The following is a 19,990-nucleotide window of genomic DNA, read 5'->3' on the forward strand; positions in this document are numbered from 1 at the left end:
CGGTGACCGCCCCCGTGCGGCGCGGCCTGCGCCGGCTGCTCACCGTGCTCGCGCTGCTCCCGCTGATCGTGCTGCTGGCCCGCCAACTGCCCCAGCTGCCGTACGCCCCGCTGCTGGCGTTCTACGGCTTCGCCGTGCTCACCGCCACCGTCGCCGTGTTCTACCTGGCCTACGCCCGCTACGTCGACCCGGCCGAGGCCCCGGCGCAGCCCCGGCACGACGCCGCGTTCCCGCCGCTGCCGCCGTCCCCGACGGTCAGCCTGCTGGTGGCGGTGAAGGACGAGGCCGACGGCATCGAGGCGTGCGTCAGGTCGATGACCGGCAGCGGGTACCGCCCGTTGCAGGTGATCGTGGTCGACGACGGCTCCACCGACGGCACCGCCCAGGTGCTCGACCGGCTCGCCGCCGAACTCCCGGTCACCGTGCTGCACCTACCCCGCAACGTCGGCAAGAAGCGGGCCCTGGTGCACGCCGCCCGGCACGCCACCGGCGACGTGCTCGCCTTCACCGACTCCGACTGCGTGCTCGCCCCGGACGCGGTGGGACGCTGCGTCGAGGCGCTGCTGCGGCGACCGGACCTCGGCGCGGTCAGCGGCCACGCCCGGGCGCTCAACCCCGACGAGTCGCTGCTCAGCCGGGTGCAGGACGTCTGGTACGAGGGCCAGTTCCGGGTCTCCAAGGCGGCCGAGGCGTCGTTCGGGGCGGTCACCTGTGTCTCCGGGCCGCTGGCGGTGTTCCGGCGGGAGGCGGTGCTCAACTACCTGCCCGCCTGGGCGGCCGACCGGTTCCTCGGCGGCGAGTTCCGGTTCGCCACCGACCGCCAGCTCACCGGCTACGTGCTGGGGCAACGCTGGATCGGCGACCGGCTCAAGCGGCGCTTCGCCGACTCGCCGTTCGTCCGCGACGAGGACCACCCGCCACGCGCCTGGCGGGTCGGCTACGTCCGCTCGGCGAAGGTGTGGACGACCGTGCCGGCCCGGCTGCGGCCCTTCCTGCGCCAGCAGACCCGCTGGAAGAAGAGCTACGTGCGGAACCTGTTCTTCACCGGCACGTTCATGTGGCGGCGGGGGCCCGGCCCGGCCGCGCTCTACTACGGACACGCGCTGTGGGTGGCGCTCGCCCCGGCGATGGCCTTCTCCCACCTGGTGTGGGCGCCGCTGCGCGGCTGGTGGGCGGTGCCGTTGCTCTACCTGTGCGGGGTGCTGCTCAAGGGCACCGCGTGGGGGCTGGCCTACCGGCTGGACAACCCGGGTGACCCGCGCTGGGCGTACCGGCCGTTGATGAGCGTGCTCTCCGCGGCCGTGCTGTCCTGGCTGCTGCCCTGGTCGGTGGGGACGATCCGGCGCGGCGTGTGGTCGCGGAGCACGGTGTGAACGCCGGGCGGCGGTTGCTGACCCGGCTGGCCCGGGTGGCGCTCACCCTCGCCGGGGCGGGGACGCTGGTGCTGCTCTACGCGGTGGTGTTCACCCGGGGCGGGGTGCTCCGGTGAGCCGGCTCTGGCCACGCGCGCTCGGCGGGCTGCTGTCGCTGGTCACCCTGCTGGTGGTGGCGGCGCCCTTCGGGGTGTCCTGGTACCTCGACGACCTGCGTCGCCACGTCAGCGGGCAGCACGACACCCCGGTCACCCGGGTCGACCCCGCCGACCTGCGCCGCTTCACCGAGACGGCCGCGCGGCTGCCGGACCGGGCCGCGCCGGTGGTGGTCGCGTACCACGACATCCGGCCGCACGGCGACGACCCGGCGGCGACCGAGCCGACCGGCCGGGAGCACTACGTGGTCACCCCGGAGGCGTTCGACGCCCAGCTCACCGCCCTGCGCACCGCCGGCTACCGGACGATCTCCTCGGCCCAGTACGTCGACTACCTGCGCGGCGGCGAGATACCGGCCCGGTCGGTCTACCTCACCTTCGACGACGGCACCCGGGGCCTGTGGTCGTACGCCGACCCGATCCTGGAACGGCACCGGATGGTGGCCGCCTCCTACCTGATCACCGGGCAGGTGGGCACCCACCGGCCGTACTACCTGAGCTGGGCGGAGATCGACCGGATGAGCCGCTCCGGCCGGTGGGACTTCCAGGCGCACACCCACGACCTGCACACCCGGGTGCAGACCGCGCCGGGGCGGCTCGGTTCCCCGCTGACCCACCGGCGGTGGGAGCCGGCCACCGGCACGCGCGAGAGCCTGGCCGGCTACCGGCAGCGGTTGACCGCCGACTTCGACGCGATGTTCGCCGCGTTCACCGCCCACCGGCTGCCCCGCCCGCAGTTGTTCGCGTACCCGTTCTCCGAGATCGGGGACGCGACGACCGACCCGGAGGCCGCGGCCTTCAGCCGCGACCTGATCGCCGAGCGGTTCGTCGCCGCGCTGACCAACAAGTCGCTCGCCCCGCAACCGAGCAGCCGCCGCTCGGCCGCCGACGGGCAGGTCGAGCGGGCCGAGGTGTACGCCCGGACCAGCGCCGCCGAACTGGTCAGCGCGGTCGTCGAACGCACCGCTCTGCCCGCCGTGGTGACCGACCCGTTCGCCCGTCCCTGGGACTGGCGTGACCAGCACGGCGAGCCGATGACCGAGCTGTCCCCGCTGACCGGCGGCCGGTTCCCCGCCGACAGCCCACGCCGCGCCTACGGCACCCTGCTCGCGTACGCCAGCGCGGACTGGACCGGCTACACGGCCGACGCCACGGTGCGCGGCCTGCGCGCCGACGGCGGCACCGTCACCCTGCTGGTCGGGGTGAACGGCGACGCCACGGTCTCGGTCCGGGTGGCCCACGGTCGGGTGGCGGTGCTGCGCGCCGGCACGGTGGTCGCCGAGGCCGTCGTGGACCCGGCCGCCACGCACCGGGTCACGGTCACCGTGCGCGACGGGGAGACGGTGGCCAGGGTCGACGGCGGTCCGGCCCTGCGGGTGGTCACCCCCACCGGGCCGGGGGCCACCGGCGGACTGGCCGTGGCGATCGACGACGCGCAGGGGCGGCCCCACCCGTCGGTCGCCGCGCTCACCGTGACGGCCGTCGGGTGACCGCCGCGACCCGCCCGGCCGGCCGGGCGGGTCGCGGCGGGAACGCGGTCACTCCCGCCAGCCGGCCAGCTCGACGCCCTTGCCGAGTTCGACCCGGAACCCGAGGGTGATGTCGCCGCCCTCCCCCGGCCCGAGCCGCAGCCGCCAGGTCAGCTCGCCCAGCTCGGTGCGCTCGTCCGGCGGCGGGACGACGGTGGCCTCCCGGACGGTCACCGCCTCGTCGCGGGAGACCGGCAGCTGGTCGCGGACCTCCACCGTCGCCGGTCGCGGCGTGTGGTTGGCCACGCTGATCCGGTACTCCACGTCCCGCCGCCGGGTGGAGCCGAGCGCGGCCCGGGTGTCGGAGCGCCGGGTCAGCTCGCGTTCCACCCGGACCCGGTCGTCCACTCCGAGCGCCACCTCGGTCTCCTCGCCGGGCGCCCAGATCGGCAGCCGGGTGGTGGCGACGAAGTCGGTATCGTGGAACACCGCCGCCGGGCCGGGCAGCAGGGTGTGCGTGGAGGTGTTGCGGACCGTCGCCCGCAGGTGCGCCTCGGCGGCCCGCAGCGGCACGGTCACGTGGTCGAGGCGGACCGGCAGGTCCAGCACGGCGATCACGGCCCGGTAGGCGCTGCCGTCGGCGGGCACCGCCACCGGGCGGGCCGGGCGGTAGGTCGCGGCGGTGACGCCCTGCTCGACCTCGGCGACGCTGTCGCGCACCAGCGGCCGTGGCCCGCCCGCGCGGGCCGCCCCACCGCCGCCGGCCGGGGCCGCGGCGGGCGCGGGCGGCGGTGGCGCTCCGAAGCTCGCCGCCGCCCGCGCCACCGGCACCGGCCGGACCCGGTCGAGGTACCAGGGCGACAACTCCGGTACGCCGGCGGCGGCCGCCGGGCGAGCGGTGGACAGCTGCAGCGCGCACTCCGGCCAGTCCTCACCGGTGTCCTGGGTGACCAGGGCGGACCAGGTGACCGTCATGGCGTCGCCGACCAGCCGCAGGTCGTAGGAGGACTGCCAGCGGGCCCCGTCGACCAGGTAGGTCAGCTCCAGGTCCACGGTGGTGTCGTCGGCGTCCACGGCGACCGTCACGTCGGCGGCCAGCCGGTCCGGTGCCCGTTTGCCGCCCGCGTCGGCCACCTGCCGCTGCACGGCCGCCAGTTCCTCGGTCAGGTCGACACGTCGCCGGGCCAGCCCGCGTCGGCGGCGGTGGGAGTCGGTGAGCTGGGTGGCGACCGCGTCGGCGAAGGACGTCACGTCGGCTGCGGCGGCGTCACCGGCGGCCAGCGTACGGGCGTACGTGCCGCCGGCCCGGTCGGCCAGTCGGGTGAGGAACTGTTGCCGCTGCGTCTCGACCTCGGTGGCGTCGTCGATCTCGGCGAGTTCGTCGGCCAGTTCCCGGGCCCGCCGGGTCAGCGCGTCGACCTGGGCGTCGGTGCTGCGGGCCTGCCGCCAGGTGCTCACCTCCACGCCGAGGACGGTGGCCGCGCCCCCGCCCCCGGTCCGCAGCGAGTCGCGGCGCAGCCGCAACGGCAGCGGGGCGATCCGGAGCCGGTGCTCACCGGCGGCCAGCCGGATGCTCGCCCGGCGGGTGACCCGGGCCCGGTCCGGATACACGGTGACGGCGACCACGGGTGCTTCGATCTCCACAGCGTCCACGGCGGCGAGGGTAGCCGGGGTGCGCACGCCGGCCGGAACGACGGTGGGCCGACGGGTGGGTCGGTTACGCCGGGGGCAGGCAGACGATGTCGAGGCGGCGCGGGCCGTGCACGCCCTCCACCCGGCTCAGCTCGATGTCGCTGGTCGCGGAGGGCCCGGAGATCATCGTGACGGGGCGGGTCGGGTCGGGCAGGGCGCGGACCAGGTCGGGCACGTCGGCCACGATCTGCGCGGCCCGGACCACGCAGACGTGGTGGTCGGGGACCAGGGTCAGCAGGCGGCGGCCCTGCGCCGGGCCCCCGTCGAGGACGAGCGTGCCGGTCTCGGCGACGGCGAGCGCGCAGCCGGTGAGCACGGCCAGGCCGGGCGCGTCCAGCTCGGTGGCGGTGAGCGTGTCCCCGGGCAGCGTGGGCGGGCCCAGCCGGGCGGTCCACTCCGACGGTGTCCCGGCCGGCAGCACCACGGCGGTGGCCCCGGCGAGCAGGGTGGCGAGCAGGTCGGGCAGCTCCGCCGGGGTGCAGGGGTGCACCCCGGCGCGGTAGTCACCGGCGCGGGCGGCGAAGAGCGCGCTCAGCTCAGGAGTCATGGGTCCGCCGCCACCAGTCGCGGAAGGACTCCCCGGCCGGCAGCGGGGCGTCCCGGTGCGCCGTCCACGCCGACAGTGGCCACGGCGCCCGGCGCAGCCGCCCGCCGTGCCGCCGGGTCAGCACCCGCAGCGGCCGGCCGCCGGAGCGCGCCGTGCGCAGCGCCGCCCGCCACCGCCGGCGGTCGCGCATCGTCCAGGCGAGCCACGCCATCGCCGCGCGTTCGGCGGCCGGCTTCGGCCCCGTCTGGCGCAGGTGCACCAGGATCGCCGGAATGTCGATCTTGACGGGGCAGACGTCGTAGCAGGCCCCGCAGAGCGTCGAGGCGTACGGCAGGGTCGCGTTGTGGCCGGCGTCCTGCCCGGTGAGCTGGGGCGAGAGGATCGCGCCGATCGGTCCGGGGTAGACCGAGCCGTAGGCGTGGCCGCCGACCCGCTCGTACACCGGGCAGACGTTCAGGCACGCCGAGCAGCGGATGCAGCGCAACGCCGCCCGCCCCACCGGGTCCGCGGCGATCCGCCGGCGGCCGTTGTCCAGCAGCACGACGTGCAGCCGGCGCGGCCCGTCGCCGGGGGTCACCCCGGTGACGATCGAGGTGTACGGGTTCATCCGCTCACCTGTCGACGAACGCGGCAGCAGCCGCAGGAAGTCACCGAGGTCGGTGAACCGGGGCAGCAGCTTCTCGACCCCGACCACGGCGATCAGGGTGTCCGGCAGGGTCAGGCACATCCGCCCGTTGCCCTCGGACTCGACGACCACCAGGGAACCGGTCTCCGCCACCGCGAAGTTGGCCCCGCAGATGGCGACCCGGGCCGACAGGAACGTCCGCCGCAGGTACTCCCGGGCGGCGCCGGCCAGCACCGCCGGGTCGTCCGAGTCGGCGGTGAAGCCGGGCATCCGGCGGGCGAACAGCTCGCGGATCTGCCCCCGGTGGTAGTGGATCGCCGGCACCAGGATGTGCGACGGGGTGTCGTCGGCGAGTTGCACGATCAGCTCGGCCAGGTCGGTCTCCACCGCCGTGACCCCCGCCGCGGCGAGCGCCTCGTTGAGGCCGATCTCCTGGGTCGCCATCGACTTGACCTTCACCACCCGGTCGACGCCCCGCGTCCGGACCAGCTCGGTGACCAGCGCGTTGGCGGCGGCGGCGTCCGCGGCGTGGTGCACGGTCGCCCCGGCGGCGGTGGCCGCCCGCGCGAACTGGTCCACCAGCTCGGGCAGCCGGTCGATGACGTCGTCCTTGACCCGGGCCGCCCGCTCGCGCAGCCGTTCCCAGTCGGGCACCTCGGCCACCACGGCGGCCCGCTTGTCCCGGATGGTGCGGGTGGCCCGGCCCAGGGTGGCCCGGAGCTGGGCGTCGCGCAGCGCGCCGGCCGCCGCCCGGGGGAACGGGGTGGCCGCCACGATGGGCAGGTGCCGGCCCGGCGGGGGCGTCATCCGATCGCCTGACCGCCGGTGGCGGCGAGGATCTCGGCGTAGTGGACGGGTCGCGGGGCGTCGGGTCGGCGGGCCAGGCCACCACCGATGTGGGCCAGGCACGAGCTGTCGGCGGCGGCCAGGTAGTCGGCGCCGGTGGCGACCGCGTGGGCGCACTTGTCGGCGAGCATCGCCCCGGACACGGCGGCGTTCTTCAGCGCGAAGGTGCCACCGAAGCCGCAGCACTGCTCCGGCTCGGGCAGTGGCAGCAGTTCCAGGTCGCGTACGGCGGCGAGCAGCCGCAGCGGCCGGTCGCCCAGCCGCAGCATCCGCAGCCCGTGGCAGGTCGGGTGGTAGGTGACCCGGTACGGGAAGCGGGCCCCCACGTCGGTCACCGCGAGCACGTCCACCAGCAACTCGGACAGCTCGTGCACCGGCAGCCGGGTGTGCGCCCGCAGGTGGGCCACGCAGGAGCCGGACGGCGAGACGACGACGTCGTGGCCGGCGAACGCCGCCTCGGTGTGCCGTTCCAGGTCGCGGGCCGGGGCCCGGTGGCCGGTGTTGGCGTGCAACTGGCCGCAGCAACTCTGCCCGGCGGGGAAGGTGACGGTGTGGCCGAGCCGCTCCAGCAGGGTCACGGTGGCGATGCCGACCCGGGGGAAGAACGCGTCGTTGAGGCAGGTGACGAACAACGCGATGCGCACCGTGCCCCCCTCGCCGCGCCCCTCGCCGGCATTCGCCAGGCCACCTTGCCGTGCCCTCGTTGCCGTGCCCCCCGTTGCCGGGCCCCCTCGCACGGCCGGGACGTGATTGACGGATTCTATATGATCTATGCAGTCGGCGCGGGGTGCGGCATCCTGCGCACCGGCGGGACGGGCCGGTGGCCCGTCGGTCGTCGCGGCGTGCCGGCCCGGTGGGCGTCGGGCGCGGGTGGGCGTCCCCCGGCCTCCACCGCCCGTCGACGAGGTGCCGAGATGACGGATTTCCAGGGCCTGGTGGCCGCCGTGACCGGGGGCGGCTCGGGCATCGGCGCGGCGGTCGCCGACCTGCTGGCCGCCCGCGGGGCGCGGGTCGCCGTGCTCGACCGGGAGCCCGGGGCCGGCGGGGCGCACCTGCGGCTCACCGCCGACGTCACCGCTCCGCTGGAGCGGACCATGGACCGGGTCGCGGCGACCCTGGGCGGTCTCGACGTGCTGGTGAACTGCGCGGCGGTCAGCGCGGTCGGTGCGGTGGAGGCCGCCGACGACGCCGAGTGGCACCGGTGTCTGGACGTCAACGTCGTCGGGGTGGCCCGCGCCTGCCGGGCGGCCCTGCCGCACCTGCGCCGCTCGACCAGCGCCGCCATCGTCAGCATCACCTCGATCGCCGCGACGGCGGGCCTGGTCGACCGGGCCGTCTACTCGGCCACCAAGGGCGCGGTGCACGCGCTCAGCCTGGCGATGGCCGCCGACCTGGTGGGCGACGGCATCCGGGTGTGCACGGTGGCGCCGGGCACGGTGGACACCCCGTGGGTGGCCCGGTTGCTCGCCGGGGCGCAGGACCCGGCCACGGAGAAGCGTCGGTTGGCCGCCCGGCAGCCCACCGGCCGGCTGGTCACCGCCGACGAGGTGGCCCAGGCGGTCGCCTTCCTGGCCTCCCCGGTCTCCGGGGCGACCACCGGCACCGCGCTGGCCGTCGACGGCGGCATGTCCGGCCTGCGGCTGGTCCGCTGACCCGGGGCTGCGGCCCCCGGCCCACGCCGGCCCACCACCGGCCCGGCGACTCGGCCACCGCCGGCCCGGCGACTCGGCCACCGCCGGTCAGGCCGCCGCCATGGTGACCCGCTGCCGGCCCAGACCGTCCACCTCGACCTCCACCACGTCACCGGGGCGCAGGTAGGGGAACCGGCCGGACAGGGCCACCCCCTCGGGCGTGCCGGTGTTGATCACGTCGCCCGGGTCGAGGACCGTGTACTGCGACAGGTGCCAGACCAGGTACGCCACGTCGAAGATCATGTCGGCGGTGCGCGAGTCCTGCCGGGGCTCGCCGTTGACCCAGGAACGCAGCCCGAGGTCCTGCACGTCGGGGATCTCGTCCGGGGTGACCAGCCACGGGCCGAGCGGCTGGAACGTCTCGCAGGACTTCCCCTTGGACCACTGGCCGCCGGAGTCGCGCAGTTGGAAGTCGCGTTCGGACACGTCGTTGGCGACCAGGTAGCCGGCGACGTGGGCCAGGCTCTGCGCGGGCGACTCCAGGTAGCGGGCCCGCCGGCCGATGACCACGGCCAGCTCCACCTCCCAGTCGGTCGCGGTGGCGCCCCGGGGCACCAGCACCTCGTCGTACGGGCCGACCACGGTGTTGGGCGCCTTGTAGAAGACGATCGGGGTCTCGGGCGGGGTGGCACCGGACTCGGCGGCGTGCGCGGCGTAGTTCTGCCCGACGCACAGCACCACGCCGGGGCGGGCCACCGGGGGGCCGACCCGCATCCCGGTGACGTCCAGCTCCGGCAGGTCGCGGGCCGCCCGGACCCGGTCGGGGCCACCGGAGGCGAGGAACGCGCCGTCGATGTCGGGGGTGAGCGCGGACAGGTCGTAGTGCCGACCGTCGGCGTACAGCACCGGCCGTTCCGCGCCGGCCGGGCCCACCCGCATCAGCTTCATCCGCTGCCCCTCCACGATCGGGCGTCCCGCTGACGCCATCCAGGATCGTAGATCAGCGCACCGGTCGTCCCGGTGCCGCAGAGCCGCCCCCGCCGCGTCGCCCCGACTGCGGTGGGCGAACGCAGCGCGCCCCGCCCCCCGACGGACGTTCCCCTGCGTTATCGTGCCCGACGTCACCGCTGCGGAGGGCGAGCCACATGACGGAGCCGACACCCACCGCCGGCGTACGACACCCGGCGCGGTGGGCCGTGCTGATCCTCGCGGGCCTGTCGATGGTGTCGGGCTGTTCGGGCGGCGTCGGGGCCGGCGAACCGGGGTCGGACGCGACACCGGCACCGAGCCCCAGCTCCGCCGTCATGCGCCTGGACAAACCGGCGACGGTGCTGGGCACCTGGCACGAGTCGCTCGACCGGCGACTGACCCAGGTCGCCCAGGACAACATGGGGCAGCTCAAGGTGCTGCTCGACGGTGAGCCGCTCAGCGCACTGGGCACCGCCTACATCCCGGTCAGGGAGAAACACTCCGCCGAGCGCGGGCTGTACCGGCCCGGCGACGACCGGGTCGTCCTGCTCAGCGGGGTCTCCGGCACGGTCGGCAATCCGGAGCGGACCCTGGACCTCGTGTTCACCCGGCTCAGCGCGATCTCGGGCGTGGAACCGGTCCCCCCGGGCCCGCTCGGCGGCTCCGCGCGCTGCGGGTACGCCCACAGCCGGGGGATCCGGATCGACGTCTGCGCCTGGGCCGACCGGCACACGCTCGGGATGGTCCACCTCACCCACTTCGCACCGACCGCGCGCCCGGAGGAGATCTTTCGGCAGATCCGTGCCCAGACCGAGCATGCCGCGTCCTGAGGCCACCCCTGACGTGCGGGCCGCCGGCCCCGCGCCCGGCGTTCCGGGGTGGACGCCGGGCGGGTAGCGGCGGCCGGCGGCTCGTCGACCTGTTCCCGGCCCGGGAGGTCGAGCAGCCGCCGGCCGCCGGGGTCAGCTCGACGTGGTGGCGGGCTCTCCGGCACCGCTCTCCGGCCCGACGGCGACCGGCGTCGTCTGCCGGTCGGCCAGGTGCCGGCGCAGCGACCAGGTCACCGCCGCCACCCAGAGCACCACGACGACCAGATAGCAGGCGTACCGGACGGCGTCCGGGGCGCCGATCCACTCGCTGCGCAGCAGGGTGCGGATGTTGGTCAGCACGATGACCCCGCCGACGGCGGAGCCGAGCACCCGGGGCGGGACCATTCGCACCAGCCACGCGGCGATCGGCGCGGCGATCATGCCGCCGAGCAGCAACGCGCCCACCCAGCCGAAGTTGATGTTCTCCGAGCCGATGCCGACCAGGAAACCCAGGCTGGCGGCGACCGCCACCAGGAACTCGCTGGTGTCGATCGAGCCGATCACCCGGCGGGGTTCCAGCCGGCCGCTGGCCAGGATCGCCGGGGTGCCGACCGGCCCCCAGCCGCCGCCCCCGGTCGCGTCGACGAAGCCGGCGACGAGCCCGAGCGGGCCGAGGAAGCGCTTGCGCAGGGGCAGGCCGACCCGGTCGCGGGGCAGGCCGGCCACGGTGAACCGGATCAGCACGTAGAGGCCGAGGGTCAGCAGGATCAGCGACATGATCGGGGCCGCGGTCGCGGTCGAGAGGCTGGACAGGAAGGTCGCCCCGGCGAACGCCCCGATGGCACCCGGCACGCCGACCCGACGGACCACCGTCCAGTCGACGTTGCCGAACCTCCAGTGGGCGGCGCCGGAGACGAGGGTGGTGCCGATCTCGGCCAGGTGAACGGTCGCCGAAGCGCTCGCCGCACCCGTGTTGAGAGCCAGCAACAATGTGGTGGATGTCACGCCGTACGCCATCCCGAGACTGCCGTCGACCAGTTGCGCACCAAGGCCGACAAGGGCAAGAAGAAGCAGGCTACGCACAATTACCGCCGATCAGGAAGGGAATTGGGAAGGCCTGCGCGGCCGGAGCGGATCACCGTCGCGATGACGGCCGTCCCGGCTGGTCGCGGCCTGTGCAGAGGTCGGTGCTGCCGGAGGAATCGCCCCCGCAGAGCGCGTGCCGCCGGTGGGTACGACCACCCGGCGGACAGCGCGTGAAACGTTCGTTAAGGGAGTACGTCAACCGTCGTCATGGGGTGGCGTTTTGCCAGCCCAGAGCCGTTATCGGTGACGCCTGCAGGGCTTCGTCGCCCGGTCGGCGGTCACCGCCGAGGTCAGCGGCGGTGGGTGGGACGGACGCGCGGCAGGCAATCAATCCGCGCCCCACCAGGGAGTCTAAAGATCGAAAACCAATCCCACCTCGCCTCACGAATGCCATAGCTAATCGATGGGTAATGATGGCATGAATACCGATACGGATCTTTGAGGTATACCGCAATCGATGGCAAGACCTGTTCCACATAGTGGGATACGGGAAGCTCCGATCTCCACTACCAGGGACTTCACGGGTCACCAGAAAACAGTTTGGAAATAAAACTGCAAATGACTGGACAAGCATCGATGGCACGATCTGGTGGCAGCCGGGTCGCATCGAAGAACATCGTGCCTGGTTAACCCGACGGCATATCCGGTAGCCTTGGTAGGAAATCTTCATCCCATGCCCGCTGATCGGCGAATTTAACCGGGCTGTAACTAGGCGACGTTAGATTGTGACGCAGCGCGACATTTACTGCGGCAAATCAGTACGCGCTCGCCGGCCCACTGCCGGCAAATCCCCTAGTCAGCACGCGATCCGTCGCGACCGAAGTGGGAGCCCGATGAGTAGCGCACCGTACACACGTGACCTGATCCTGGTCGTCAACCCCGTCGGCGTCCTGGAACCCGGCCCACGGATCACGGCCGCCACCGCAGTCGGTGGTGGACGCGGCATCATCGACCTGGCCACCGGCGACGACTGGTCGCTGCGGGCGCTCGCCCGCGCCGCGAGCTGGTCGCCCGCCCCGATAGGCATCCGGGTCCCGGCCGGCTGCCAGGCCAGCCCCGCCGAGGTGGACCGCGCCGCCGCCGGCCGGGTGGACCTGATCGTGGTCGAGCCGGCGAGCCCGTGGCCGCTGGCCGAGATCACCGGACACCACCGGGTGCTGGTGGAGGTGACCAGCCGGGCGGAGGCCCACGCCGCGGCGGCCGCCGGCGCGCACGGGCTGATCGCCCGCGGGATGGAGGGCGGCGGCCGGGTCGGCGAGCTCAGCTCCTTCGTCCTGCTCCAGCAGCTCGTCGCCGACGACACCCTCGACCTGCCGGTCTGGGTGGCCGGCGGGATCGGTCCGCGCACCGCCGGGGCCTGCCTGGTCGGTGGCGCGGCCGGCGTGGTGCTGGACACCCAGCTCGCCCTGATGCCCGAGTCGGAGCTGCCGGCCGACGTGCAGGCCGTCATCCGGCGGATGGACGGCTCGGAGACCGTGCTGCGCGACGGCGTACGGGGCATCCGCCGGGGCGGCCCGCACCAGGGCGACAGCGAACTGCTCCCGGTCGGCCAGGACGGCTGGCTGGCGGCGGCCTTCGCCGACCGCTGGCCCGACACCGCCGCCGCCGTACGCGGCATGCGCGCGGCGATGCTCGACGCCGTCGACGGCCCCGACGCCGCCGACCTGCTCCAGCCGCACGCCCCCCTGGCCGAGGCCCTCGGGGTACGGGTGCCCGTCGCCCAGGGCCCGATGACCCGGGTCAGCGACGAGGCCTCCTTCGCCGCCGCCGTCGCCGACGGCGGCGCGTTGCCGTTCATCGCACTCGCCCTCAACTCCGCCGACCAGTGCCGCCGGATGCTCACCGAGACCGCCGCCCAGCTCGGCGACCGCCCGTGGGGCGTCGGGGTGCTCGGTTTCGCCCCCGAGGAGCTGCGCGCCGCCCAACTGGAGGTCATCCAGGAGATCCGGCCCGCCTGCGCGATCATCGCCGGTGGCCGCCCACCGCAGGCCCGCGCCCTGGAGGAGCAGGGGATCAGCACCTTCCTGCACGTGCCCTCCCCCGGCCTGCTGCGCCAGTTCCTGCGCTCCGGCGCGCGCAAGTTCATCTTCGAGGGCGCCGAATGCGGCGGGCACGTCGGGCCCCGGGCGAGCTTCCCGCTGTGGGAGGCCCAACTGGCGGTGCTCGACGACTACCTCGGCACCGATCCCGCCGCCGGCGCCCAGCTGCAGATCTTCTTCGCCGGTGGGGTGCACGACGCCCGCTCGGCGGCGATGGTGGCCACGATGGCCGCGCCACTGGCCCGCCGGGGCGCCCGGATCGGCGTGCTGATGGGCACCGCCTACCTGTTCACCGCCGAGGCCGTGACCCACGGCGCGGTCCAGCCGTTGTTCCAGCGTGAGGCGCTCACCGCCGAGCACACGGCGCTGCTGGAGACCGCTCCCGGGCACGCCACCCGCTGCCTGCACACCCCGTTCGTCGACGACTTCCACCAGCTGCGCACCCAACTGGAGGGTGCCGGGGCGGAGAACCGCGAGGTGTGGGAGCAGCTGGAGCTGCTCAACGTCGGCCGGCTGCGAATCGCCAGCAAGGGCCTGCGCCGCTCCGGCGACGTCGTCGAGGCCGTCGACGAGAGCGTCCAGGCAAGCGAGGGGCTGTTCATGGCCGGCCAGGTGGCCGTGCTGCGCGACCGCGCCACCACCGTCGCCGAGCTGCACGACGACGTCACCACCGCGGTACGCGGCTTCCACGCCGACCGGCTCGACGCGCTGCGGTCCCGGCTCACGCCACCGGCCGTCGAGATCGACGAGCCGCCCGCGCCGCTGGACATCGCCATCGTCGGGATGGCCTGCATGCTGCCCGGCTCGCCCGACCTGGACAGCTTCTGGCGCACCGTGCTCAGCGGCGTCGACACCGTCACCGAGGTCCCGGCGCAGCGCTGGGACACCGAGCACTACTACGCCCCCGAGGTCGGACCGGGCCAGACCGGCCGGATCAGCGTCTCGAAGTGGGGCGGGTTCATCGAGCCGGTCCCGTTCGACGCCATCGGCTACGGCATCCCCCCGGCCGCGTTGAGCAGCATCGACCCGACCCAGCTGCTCGCCCTGGAGGTCTCCCACCGGGCGCTGGTCGACGCCGGCTACCCGTACGACGCACCCGGCGCGGACCACGCCCGCACCGGCGTGGTCTTCGGCGCGGAGGCCGGCAGCGACATGGGCCACGCGCAGACCCTGCGCACCATGCTCCCGGCGTACCTCGGTGAGGTGCCCGAGCAGATGCAGGAGCTGCTGCCCCGGGTCACCGAGGACAGCTTCCCCGGCGTGCTGGCCAACGTGATCGCCGGCCGGGTCGCCAACCGGCTCGACCTGGGCGGGCCGAACTACACCATCGACGCCGCCTGCGCCTCGTCGCTGGCCGCGATGGACGCCGCCTGCAAGGAACTGGTCGCCGGCGACAGCGACCTGATGATCTGCGGCGGCGCCGACCTGCACAACGGGGTCAACGACTACCTGATGTTCACCTCGGCGCACGCGCTGTCCCCCACCGGCCGGTCCCGCCCCTTCGACAGCACCGGTGACGGGATCGCCCTCGGCGAGGGCGTCGCGTGCGTCGTACTCAAGCGGCTGGCCGACGCCGAACGCGACGGTGACCGGATCTACGGCGTGATCAAGGGGCTCGGTGGGGCCAGCGACGGGCGGGCCCTCGGCCTGACCGCGCCGCGCCCCGACGGGCAGCGGCGGGCCCTGGACCGGGCCTACCACCGCACCGGCATCTCCCCCCGCGAGGTCGGGCTGGTGGAGGCGCACGGCACCGGGACCGTGGTCGGCGACCGCACCGAACTGGAGACGCTGACCCGGATGTTCGTTGAGGCCGGCGCCGAACCGGGCAGCTGCGCGCTCGGCTCGGTGAAGTCCCAGATCGGGCACACCAAGTGCGCCGCCGGGCTGGCCGGCCTGATCAAGGCGACGCTCGCCCTTTACCACGGCATCCGCCCACCCACCATCCACCTGGAACGACCCAACCCGGCCTGGCACCCGCAGCAGAGCCCGTTCGCGTTCTTCACCGAGGCCCGCCCGTGGCCCGTGCCGGCCGCCGAGCGGATCGCCGGGGTCAGCGCGTTCGGCTTCGGCGGCACCAACTTCCACGTCGTGCTCAGCGCCTACGCCAACGCGCCGGAGCCGCGGCACGCGCAGCGGATCTGGCCGGCCGAGCTGTTCTGCTTCCGGGGCACCGACCGGGCCGCCGCCCACCAGGGCGTCCGGCAGCTGCTGGAGAGCCTGGCCGCGGACGGGGCCGGCACCCGGTCGGGTCGGCTGGCCGAGCTGGCCGCGTCGGTCGCCGCCAAGGCCGCCAACCGGCCCGGGACCACCCAGGTCGCGGTGGTCGCCCGCGACCTGACCGAACTGGAGACCCTGCTGCACCGGGCGCTGGCCGGCGAGCACGACCCGGTCCGGGGCCTGGTCCAGCCGACCGGGGTCGACCCGGTCGGGCCCGGCCAGGTGGCGTTCCTCTTCCCCGGCCAGGGCAGCCAACGCCCCGGCGCCCTCGGGGAACTCTTCGTCACCTTCCCCGAGCTGCGGCACTACCTCGAACTCGACAAGGCCGCCGCGGAGCTGCTCTTCCCGCCGGCCGCGTTCGACCCGGACTCCCGGCGCGCCCAGGAGGACCGGGTCCGCGACACCCGTACCGCCCAGCCGGTGCTCGGCATCGGTGGCCTCGCCGTGGACCACCTGCTGCGCCGCCTCGGCGTCCGACCCGACATGACCGCCGGCCACAGCTACGGCGAACTCGTCGGGCTCTGCGTCGCCGGGGCGTTCGACGCGGCCACCCTGCTCGACCTGAGCCGGCAGCGGGCGGCAGCCATCCTCGACGCCTGCGGCGAGGACCCGGGCACCATGGCGGCGGTCGCCGCCAGCGCCGAGCAGGTCGCCCAGGTGCTCGCCGGGGCCGGTCTGACCAGCGAGGTGGTGCTGGCCAACCGGAACGCCCCGCAGCAGGTGGTGGTCTCCGGACCGACGGCGAAGGTGCAGTCGGCGGTGGTCGCACTCAAGGAGGCCGGCCTGTCCGCCCGCGCCATCCCGGTGGCCTGCGCCTTCCACAGCCCGGTCGTGGCCGGCGCGGTGGAGACCTTCGCCGAGGTGCTCGCCGAAAGGTCGATCACCGAGCCGCGCATCCCGGTCTGGTCGAACCTGACCGCCGCCCCGTACTCCGGCGACGCCGGCCAGGTCCGCCACCACCTCGCCGAGCAGATCGGCGCGCCGGTGCGCTTCGTCGAGCAGATCGAGGCGATGTACGCCGCCGGCGCCCGCCTCTTCGTCGAGGTCGGCCCCGGCCAGGTGCTCAGCCGGCTGGTGCAGGCGGTGCTCGGCGACCGGCCGCACCAGACGGTCGCCTGCGAACGCGGCCCGGCCGACGGCCTGCGCGGGTTCCTGATCTCGGTCGCCGAACTCGCCTGCGCCGGCACCCCGGTCCGCACCGACTGGCTGTTCCACGGTCGGGTCGCGGACGGCGCCACCGCCACCGCACCGAACCGTCGTCCGCTCTGGACGGTCGACGGCCAACTCGTCCGGGACCAGCACGGCAACTGCCTTCCCGGTGGCATGACCCCTCCCCGACGGATCAAGGAGTTGTCGATGACCCCTGCCAATGGCACCGCCACCACCCCCGGCGCCGCCACCGGCACCGTCAGCGGCCCCGCACCGTCGACCGTCCGGGACGTCCGGACCGTCGACGAGCCCGCGCCGGCCGCCGTCCGGGACATCCGGGGCGAGCTGCTCAGCGAGTACCTGCGCACCACGCGGGAAATGATCGCCACCCAGCGGGACGTGATGCTCGCCTTCCTCGGTGACCCCGGTGACGGGGGCGGCCGACCGAGCGGGGAGCCCACCGGGACGTACCGGGTCGAGGGGTACGCCGGACCGGCGCCCACGCCGACGCCCGCTCCGGCCCCCCGGTCGCTGCCCGCCGCCGCGCCGGTCCCGACGCCCGCCGTCGCCCCGCGCCCCGCCCCGGCCCCCACCGTGACCGGGTCGAACGGCGGCACGGCGCTGGCCATCGCCCCGGCGCCGACGGTCGCCCGACCGAGGCCGGTCACCCCGGACGTCATGCCGGTCTCCCCCGCGGTCGGCGGCCCGGTCGCCGCCCCGGTCGCCGCTCCCGCCCCGGTCGCCGCCCCCGCTGCGGTCGCCGCCCCCGCTGCGGTCGCCGCTCCCGTCGCCCCGGTCGCCGCGCCGGCCGGGCCGGGGATCGCCGAGTTCCAGCAGGCGATCCTGGCGGTGATCAGCGAGCGCACCGGCTACCCCGTCGACCTCATCGAACTCGACCTCGACCTCGAAGCCGACCTCTCCATCGACTCCATCAAACGCGCCGAGGTCGCCGGCGAGGTCGCCCAACGCCTCTCCCTCAGCGTCGAAGGCGACGAAAGCGAACTCGAAGACCTCGTCAAGGCCCGCACCGTCCGCGCCATGGTCACCTGGCTCGACGAGAAGATGAGCGGCACCGTCACGACCACCGCCACGCTGACCGCCGCGCTGCCGTCGGGCGACCAGATCGGCGTCACCGCCGCGGACTTCCAGCAGGCGATCCTGGCGGTGATCAGCGAGCGCACCGGCTACCCCGTCGACCTCATCGAGCCCGACCTCGACCTCGAAGCCGACCTCTCCATCGACTCCATCAAACGCGCCGAGGTCGCCGGCGAGGTCGCCCAACGCCTCTCCCTCAGCGTCGAAGGCGACGAAAGCGAACTCGAAGACCTCGTCAAGGCCCGCACCGTCCGCGCCATGGTCACCTGGCTCGACCAGAAGATGAGCGGCACCGTCCACGTCTCGGCCAGCACGACCGGCCCGCTGGCGCTCGCCCCCGCCCCGGCGGCGGCACCGGCTGCCCCGCCGGCCGTGGCCGCACCGCCCGCCGCCCCTGCCGCCGCCGTGGCCGCGCCCGCCGGGGCCAGCCTCGCGGAGTTCCAGCGGGCGATCCTCACCGTGATCAGCGAGCGCACCGGCTACCCCGTCGACCTCATCGAACTCGACCTCGACCTCGAAGCCGACCTCTCCATCGACTCCATCAAACGCGCCGAGGTCGCCGGCGAGGTCGCCCAACGCCTCTCCCTCAGCGTCGAAGGCGACGAAAGCGAACTCGAAGACCTCGTCAAGGCCCGCACCGTCCGCGCCATGGTCACCTGGCTCGACCAGAAGATGAACACCACCGTCACCGCGACGGTGACCGTCGCCGCGCCGGCAGCCGTGCCCGCCGCCCCGACGGCGAGCGTCGCCGCGCCGGCCGCCGCACCCGCCGCGTCGCCCGCGCCGACCGAGGTCGGGGTGGGGATCGCGCCGAAGCGGCTGGTCGCCCGGGAGAGCGTCCAGCCCGGACAGCGCGTCGATCCGGGCACGCTCGCCGGGATGCGGTTCCTGATCACCGGGGGCGGGCCGGTCGGGGCGTACCTGGCGGAGCTGCTCGGCGCGCACGGCGCCGGCGGCCAGCTGGGGGTCCTCGACAGCGAGCAGGCCGACCAGGGCTTCGACGGCGTGCTGGTGCTCGACGGACTGACCAACCTCGACGAGCCGCTGCTGCCCGCCGTGTTCCCGCTGCTGCAGCGGGCCCTGGCCACCGGGCCACGCTGGCTGCTCGCCGCCGGGGCGCAGGGCGTCACCGGCGCGGCCGACGGCATGCCCGGCCTGTTCCGCACGATCGCCCGCGAGTACCCGGGGCTGACCGCCCGGTTCGTGGCGGTGGACCCGGCGGCGACGCCGGACGTGCTGGCCCGGCAACTGCTCGACGAACTGCTCACCGCCGCCGACGCCCCGGTCGTCGCCCGGCGTGGCGACGGGCGCTACGTCGCCGACCTGGTCCCGGTGGAGCTGGGCGCGCTGGCCGCCGGGGGTGCCGGACCGGCCGGCGACGGGGTGTCCGAGGCCGCCGCGATCGGGTTGGAACGCGACTCGGTGGTGGTGCTGGTCGGTGGGGCGCGGGGGATCACCCCGTGGTTCGCCCGGGCGCTCGCCTCGGCCAGCGGCTGCCGCATCGAGCTGGTCGGCCGTACCCCGCTGCCGTCCGGCCCGGAGGACCCGGAACTGGCCGCCGCCACCGACCGGGCCGCGCTGGTCGGGGTGCTGGCCCGGCGGGGGCTGTCCTCGCCGGCCGAGATCTCCCGCACCGCGCAGGCCGTCCTGGCGGCCCGGGAGGTGACCGCCACGATCGCCGAGCTGACCGAGCTGGGTGGCGAGGTCCGCTACCACGCCCTGGACGTCCGGGACGCGGCGGCGACCGGCGCGCTGCTGGCCGCGATCCACGCCGAGTACGGCCGCCTCGACGGGGTGGTCTACGCCGCCGGGATCATCGAGGACAAGCTGATCGCCGAGAAGGACCCGGCGTCGTTCACCCGGGTCTTCGACACCAAGGTCGACGGGGCCCGGGGGCTGCTGGCCGGCCTGGACGCGCTGCCCGGCGCGCCGCGGTTCCTGGTCTTCTTCGGCAGCATCGCCGCCGCCTACGGCAACCGGGGGCAGGCCGACTACGCGGCGGCCAACGACGCCCTGGACGCCATCGGCACCCGGTACGCGGCCCGCACCGGGGTGCGCACCGTAACCGTCCACTGGGGGCCGTGGGCGCCCGGTGTCGGCCACGGCGGCATGGTCACCGCCGAACTGAGCCGCGAGTACGCCCGGCGCGGCATCGGCCTGATCGACCCGGAGGAGGGCGCGCTGGCCCTGCTGCGCGAGCTGGCCTGGGCCGACGCGTCGGTCACCTCGGTCGTCTACACCGCCTCCGGGTGGTGAGGGTGTCGATGAGCCGTCCCGCCCCCACCCGC

General features: G+C 74.8%; 11 protein-coding genes. 5 read left to right on the forward strand and 6 right to left on the reverse strand.

The genetic code is table 11. The features are described 5' to 3' along the window. Nucleotides 1-2: 2 nt before the first annotated feature. Nucleotides 3-1,373 (forward strand): glycosyltransferase family 2 protein, encoded by a 1,371-nt coding sequence (locus tag ACN268_RS08610; protein WP_421482608.1) that lies wholly within the window; start codon nt 3-5, stop codon nt 1,371-1,373. 112 nt (nt 1,374-1,485) lie between these two features. Further along, nucleotides 1,486-3,018 carry a polysaccharide deacetylase family protein gene (locus ACN268_RS08615; RefSeq protein WP_421482609.1) on the forward strand — a complete coding sequence of 511 codons (1,533 nt, stop codon included), beginning with the start codon at nt 1,486-1,488 and terminating at the stop codon, nt 3,016-3,018. Nucleotides 3,019-3,066: 48 nt separating this feature from the next. Here the strand turns inward: ACN268_RS08615 and ACN268_RS08620 are convergent, their stop codons facing one another. The 4 genes from ACN268_RS08620 to ACN268_RS08635 form a co-directional block, all read right to left on the reverse strand. Beyond that, nucleotides 3,067-4,650 carry a DUF4139 domain-containing protein gene (locus tag ACN268_RS08620; protein ID WP_421482610.1) on the reverse strand — a complete coding sequence of 528 codons (1,584 nt, stop codon included), beginning with the start codon at nt 4,648-4,650 and terminating at the stop codon, nt 3,067-3,069. 64 nt (nt 4,651-4,714) lie between these two features. Then, nucleotides 4,715-5,236, reverse strand: a complete 522-nt coding sequence (locus ACN268_RS08625) for a LutC/YkgG family protein (RefSeq protein WP_421482611.1) — start codon at nt 5,234-5,236, stop codon at nt 4,715-4,717. Then, entirely contained in the window at nt 5,226-6,668 is a 1,443-nt protein-coding gene (locus ACN268_RS08630; protein WP_421482612.1) for a lactate utilization protein B, read from the reverse strand. The genes ACN268_RS08625 and ACN268_RS08630 overlap by 11 nt, the downstream gene beginning before the upstream one ends. Further along, complete coding sequence (locus ACN268_RS08635; RefSeq protein ID WP_421482613.1) at nt 6,665-7,351, reverse strand: (Fe-S)-binding protein; 687 nt, start codon at nt 7,349-7,351, stop codon at nt 6,665-6,667. Before ACN268_RS08635 ends, ACN268_RS08630 begins: the two co-directional genes overlap by 4 nt. Nucleotides 7,352-7,621: 270 nt before the next feature. Here ACN268_RS08635 and ACN268_RS08640 point away from each other — a divergent pair, with 270 nt between their 5' ends. After that, on the forward strand, nt 7,622-8,359 hold the full coding sequence (locus tag ACN268_RS08640; RefSeq protein ID WP_421482614.1) for an SDR family NAD(P)-dependent oxidoreductase: 738 nt from the start codon (nt 7,622-7,624) through the stop codon (nt 8,357-8,359). 87 nt (nt 8,360-8,446) lie between these two features. Here ACN268_RS08640 and ACN268_RS08645 read toward each other — a convergent pair whose 3' ends face one another. Then, the gene (locus ACN268_RS08645) at nt 8,447-9,286 is read right to left on the reverse strand and encodes a fumarylacetoacetate hydrolase family protein (protein WP_421486846.1); all 840 of its coding nucleotides are present in this window, start codon (nt 9,284-9,286) and stop codon (nt 8,447-8,449) included. A gap of 197 nt (nt 9,287-9,483) precedes the next feature. On the opposite strand from ACN268_RS08645, the gene ACN268_RS08650 reads away from it, so the two are divergent. Beyond that, on the forward strand, nt 9,484-10,137 hold the full coding sequence (locus tag ACN268_RS08650; protein WP_421482615.1) for a hypothetical protein: 654 nt from the start codon (nt 9,484-9,486) through the stop codon (nt 10,135-10,137). A gap of 132 nt (nt 10,138-10,269) precedes the next feature. Here ACN268_RS08650 and ACN268_RS08655 read toward each other — a convergent pair whose 3' ends face one another. Further along, nucleotides 10,270-11,199: a sulfite exporter TauE/SafE family protein gene (locus ACN268_RS08655; protein WP_421482616.1), complete on the reverse strand. Its 930-nt coding sequence runs from the start codon at nt 11,197-11,199 to the stop codon at nt 10,270-10,272. An 836-nt stretch (nt 11,200-12,035) separates the two neighbouring features. On the opposite strand from ACN268_RS08655, the gene ACN268_RS08660 reads away from it, so the two are divergent. Beyond that, on the forward strand, nt 12,036-19,958 hold the full coding sequence (locus ACN268_RS08660) for an SDR family NAD(P)-dependent oxidoreductase (RefSeq protein WP_421482617.1): 7,923 nt from the start codon (nt 12,036-12,038) through the stop codon (nt 19,956-19,958). Nucleotides 19,959-19,990: the final 32 nt, after the last annotated feature.

The organism is Micromonospora sp. WMMD735 (genome assembly GCF_049178995.1).
GTDB classification, from domain to species: Bacteria; Actinomycetota; Actinomycetes; order Mycobacteriales; family Micromonosporaceae; genus Micromonospora; species Micromonospora wenchangensis.